The organism is Plesiomonas sp., assembly GCF_051650925.1.
GTDB lineage: Bacteria > Pseudomonadota > Gammaproteobacteria > Enterobacterales > CAMTGL01 > Plesiomonas.
Map to the genome: position 1 here is coordinate 1 of NZ_JBOFRH010000173.1, position 1,472 is coordinate 1,472.

Genomic DNA, 1,472 nt, shown 5'->3' on the forward strand with positions numbered 1-1,472 from the left:
CGACCACCTTTAACGGTCTTAGATACACGGTTTACCGCGATCAGCTTTTCCTGCAGTTCACCAGCTTGTTTTTCGATGTTAGCCATCTTACACCTCTACCTTAGAACTGAAGGCCAGCTTCGCGGGCAGCATCTGCCAACGCTTGGACACGGCCGTGATACTTGAAACCAGAGCGGTCAAAAGCAACTGCTTTAACGCCTTTTTCAAGAGCGCGTTCAGCAACAGCTTTACCGACAACGGCTGCGGCATCTTTATTACCGGTAGACTTCACTTGCTCAGCAATCACTTTTTCTACAGTTGATGCAGCGGCCAGAACTTCTGAACCATTTGCTGCAATAACTTGCGCGTAGATGTGACGCGGAGTACGGTGAACCACCAGGCGGGTCGCACCCAGTTCTTTAATATTGCGACGTGCGCGGGTCGCACGACGGATACGAGCTGATTTCTTATCCATAGTGTTACCTTACTTCTTCTTAGCCTCTTTGATACGCACGACTTCGTCAGCGTAACGTACACCTTTACCTTTATAAGGCTCAGGACGGCGGTAAGCACGCAGGTCAGCTGCAACTTGACCAATCAACTGCTTGTCAGAACCCTTCAGAACGATTTCGGTCTGAGTTGGACATTCAGCAGTGATGCCAGCAGGCAGTTGGTGCTCAATTGGGTGTGAGTAACCTAAGCTCAGGGCAACTGCGTTGCCTTTCAGAGCCGCACGGTAACCAACACCTACCAGTTGCAGCTTCTTCTGGAAGCCTTCGGTAACACCGATCAGCATATTGTTAACCAGTGAACGTGCAGTACCAGCCTGCGCGTCTGCACCTGCAACGCCTTCGCGCGGAGCGAAAGTGATTGCATTGTCAGCAAAGTTAACTTCTACGCCATGATGAATAGTACGAGTCAGCTCGCCATTCTTGCCTTTCAGGATGATAACCTGATCGTTGAGTTTCACCTCTACGCCGGCAGGAATGACCACTGGTGCTTTAGCAACACGAGACATTCTTCCTACCCCTTTATTAGGCTACGTAGCAGATGATCTCACCGCCAAGGCCCGCTTTACGCGCAGCTCGGTCAGTCATCACACCTTTAGACGTTGAAATAACAGCGATACCTAAACCACCCATAACTTTTGGCAGCACATCTTTTTTCTTATAGATACGCAGACCAGGGCGGCTTACACGCTGAATGCTTTCCACAACTGAATTACCTTGGAAATAACGCAAGGTAACTTCTAGTTCTGGCTTAGCGTCGCCAACAACATTGAAATCTTCGATGTAGCCTTCTTCTTTCAGCACGTTGGCAATTGCCACTTTCAGCTTGGAAGAAGGCATTGTGACCGCAAATTTCTTCGCTGCCTGACCGTTACGGATACGGGTCAGCATATCCGCGATCGGATCTTGCATGCTCATCTGTCTTTACTCCCGTGATTCAAATAGTGGTAAATTACCAGCTAGCCTTTTTCAGACCCGGAATTT

Annotated in this window: 3 protein-coding genes and 1 pseudogene; all 4 read right to left on the reverse strand. The window is 49.3% G+C overall.

The features are described 5' to 3' along the window. A pseudogene (rpsE, locus tag ACRC27_RS03955) lies at positions 1–86 on the reverse strand (30S ribosomal protein S5); the annotation flags it as partial. 14 nt (positions 87–100) lie between these two features. Beyond that, a complete protein-coding gene (gene rplR / locus ACRC27_RS03960) occupies positions 101–454 on the reverse strand; it encodes a 50S ribosomal protein L18 (RefSeq protein ID WP_438623187.1) in 354 nt (117 codons plus the stop codon). Positions 455–463: 9 nt separating this feature from the next. Next, positions 464–997 carry a 50S ribosomal protein L6 gene (gene rplF / locus ACRC27_RS03965; protein ID WP_438623186.1) on the reverse strand — a complete coding sequence of 178 codons (534 nt, stop codon included), beginning with the start codon at positions 995–997 and terminating at the stop codon, positions 464–466. 16 nt (positions 998–1,013) lie between these two features. Continuing rightward, entirely contained in the window at positions 1,014–1,406 is a 393-nt protein-coding gene (gene rpsH / locus ACRC27_RS03970) for a 30S ribosomal protein S8 (protein WP_438623185.1), read from the reverse strand. Positions 1,407–1,472: the final 66 nt, after the last annotated feature.

What these genes read in the sequence shown, in the direction of transcription:
- rplR (WP_438623187.1), bottom strand. Translation starts at nt 454, where the DNA reads ATGGATAAGAAATCAGCTCGTATCCGTCGTGCGACCCGCGCACGTCGC.
- rplF (WP_438623186.1), bottom strand. Translation starts at nt 997, where the DNA reads ATGTCTCGTGTTGCTAAAGCACCAGTGGTCATTCCTGCCGGCGTAGAG.
- rpsH (WP_438623185.1), bottom strand. Translation starts at nt 1,406, where the DNA reads ATGAGCATGCAAGATCCGATCGCGGATATGCTGACCCGTATCCGTAAC.